This is a genomic window from Candidatus Deferrimicrobiaceae bacterium (assembly GCA_035256765.1).
Classification (GTDB): Bacteria; Desulfobacterota; Deferrimicrobia; order Deferrimicrobiales; family Deferrimicrobiaceae; genus CSP1-8.
Map to the genome: position 1 here is coordinate 1 of DATEXR010000284.1, position 1,774 is coordinate 1,774.

Consider the following 1,774-nt stretch of genomic DNA (forward strand, 5'->3'; position numbering starts at 1 on the left):
CCCATCCCCGCCGGGTTCTTCCTCCCGCCGGTTTTCGTTTGACGGAACCGGCGGTTATCCTGTACATATAGAGTTTTCATGCGGGGAGGTGGCAGGGATTGTTCGAGAACCTGTCGGAAAAATTCCAGGGCGTCCTGAAAAAACTTCGCGGCCACGGGCGCATCTCCGAGGGGAACGTCGAGGAGGCGCTGCGCGAGGTCCGGCTGGCGCTTTTGGAGGCCGACGTCAACTACAAGGTCGTCAAGGATTTCACCGCCGCCGTCAGGGAGAAGGCGCTGGGGGCCGAGGTCCTTTCCTCCCTCTCCCCCGACCAGCACTTCATCAAGATCGTCCACGACGAGATGGCGAAGATGATGGGGGGACAGGAACAGGACCTGGACCTGGCGAGGCGCCCGCCGGTCCCCGTGATGCTTGTGGGCCTGCAGGGATCGGGGAAGACGACCTCCTGCGGAAAACTCGCCCTCCACCTCCAGAAGAGAAAACGGCGCCCGTTTCTGGTCCCGGCCGACGTCTACCGCCCCGCGGCCATCGAGCAGCTCAAGGTCCTGGGCAGCCAGATCGGCATCCCCGTCTTCGACAGCCCCCCTTCCGGCGACCCCGTCGAGATCTGCCGGCAGGCGGTCCGGCAGGCCGACCTCTCCGGCTGCGACACCGTCCTTCTGGACACCGCCGGGAGGCTCCACATCGACGAGGAGCTGATGGAGGAGCTGCGCAGGATCAAGGAGGCGGTCGATCCCGGGGAGATCCTTCTGGTGGCCGACGCGATGACCGGCCAGGACGCGGTGAACGTCGCCCGGGCGTTCCACGAGAAGGTGGGGTTGACCGGCGTCATCCTCACCAAGATGGACGGCGACGCCCGCGGCGGAGCGGCGCTTTCCATCCGGGCGGTCACGGGCGCGCCCATCAAGTTCGTCGGCGTCGGCGAGAAGACGGACGCCCTCGAGGCCTTCTTCCCCGACCGGATGGCCTCCCGGATCCTCGGGATGGGGGACATCCTGACCCTCGTGGAGAAGGCGCAGGAGACGGTCGACGAGAAGAAGGCGCAGGAGCTTGCGCGCAAGATCCGCCGGAGCGAGTTCACCCTCGAGGATTTCCGGGACCAGCTGGTAAGCATAAGGAAGATGGGGTCGATCGAGGACCTCCTCGGGATGATCCCGGGGATGGGGGGGAAGATGAAGGAGCTCAAGGCGGCCGCCCCGGACGAGAAGGAGCTTTCGCGGGTCGTGGCGATCATCGACTCGATGACCCGCGCGGAGCGGGAAAATGCGAAGATCATCAACGGCAGCCGCCGCAAAAGGATCGCCCTGGGGAGCGGGACGACCGTCCAGGACGTGAACCGGCTGCTCAAGAACTTCCAGCAGGCGGAAGGGATGCTCAAGCGGTTCTCGAAGGCGGGGGGGAAGAAAGGCGGGAAAAGGCTGCCGATTTTCTAGGCAGGACCGTGATATCGTAAATCGGGAAGACCGATTCGGGAGGTGAGGAGATGGCGGTGAAGATTCGTCTGACGCGCACGGGCAGGAAGAAGCTGCCTTCGTACCGCGTCGTGGTGGCGGATTCCCAGGCGCCCCGGGACGGGCGGTACATCGAGAAGGTCGGGACCTACGACCCGAAGGAGAACCCGCCCCGTTTCCTGATCGACGAGAAGCAGACGCTCAAGTGGCTCCACCGGGGGGCGCAGCCGACGGAGACGGTCCGGAGCCTGCTCCGCAAGGTGGGGATCTGGAAGAAATTCCACGACGAGAAGAAGGAGCGGAAGGCGGTCGCGTAAAGGGCC

General features: G+C 65.1%; 2 protein-coding genes. Both read left to right on the forward strand.

The window, feature by feature from the left end; genetic code table 11:
* Positions 1–98: 98 nt before the first annotated feature.
* Positions 99–1,433, forward strand: a complete 1,335-nt coding sequence (gene ffh / locus VJ307_09855) for a signal recognition particle protein (GenBank protein HJX74446.1) — start codon at positions 99–101, stop codon at positions 1,431–1,433.
* Between the two features lie 50 nt (positions 1,434–1,483).
* Entirely contained in the window at positions 1,484–1,768 is a 285-nt protein-coding gene (gene rpsP, locus VJ307_09860; protein ID HJX74447.1) for a 30S ribosomal protein S16, read from the forward strand.
* Positions 1,769–1,774: the final 6 nt, after the last annotated feature.

Coding starts and splice junctions, on each gene's coding strand:
- rpsP (HJX74447.1), top strand. CDS start 1,484: ATGGCGGTGAAGATTCGTCTGACGCGCACGGGCAGGAAGAAGCTGCCT.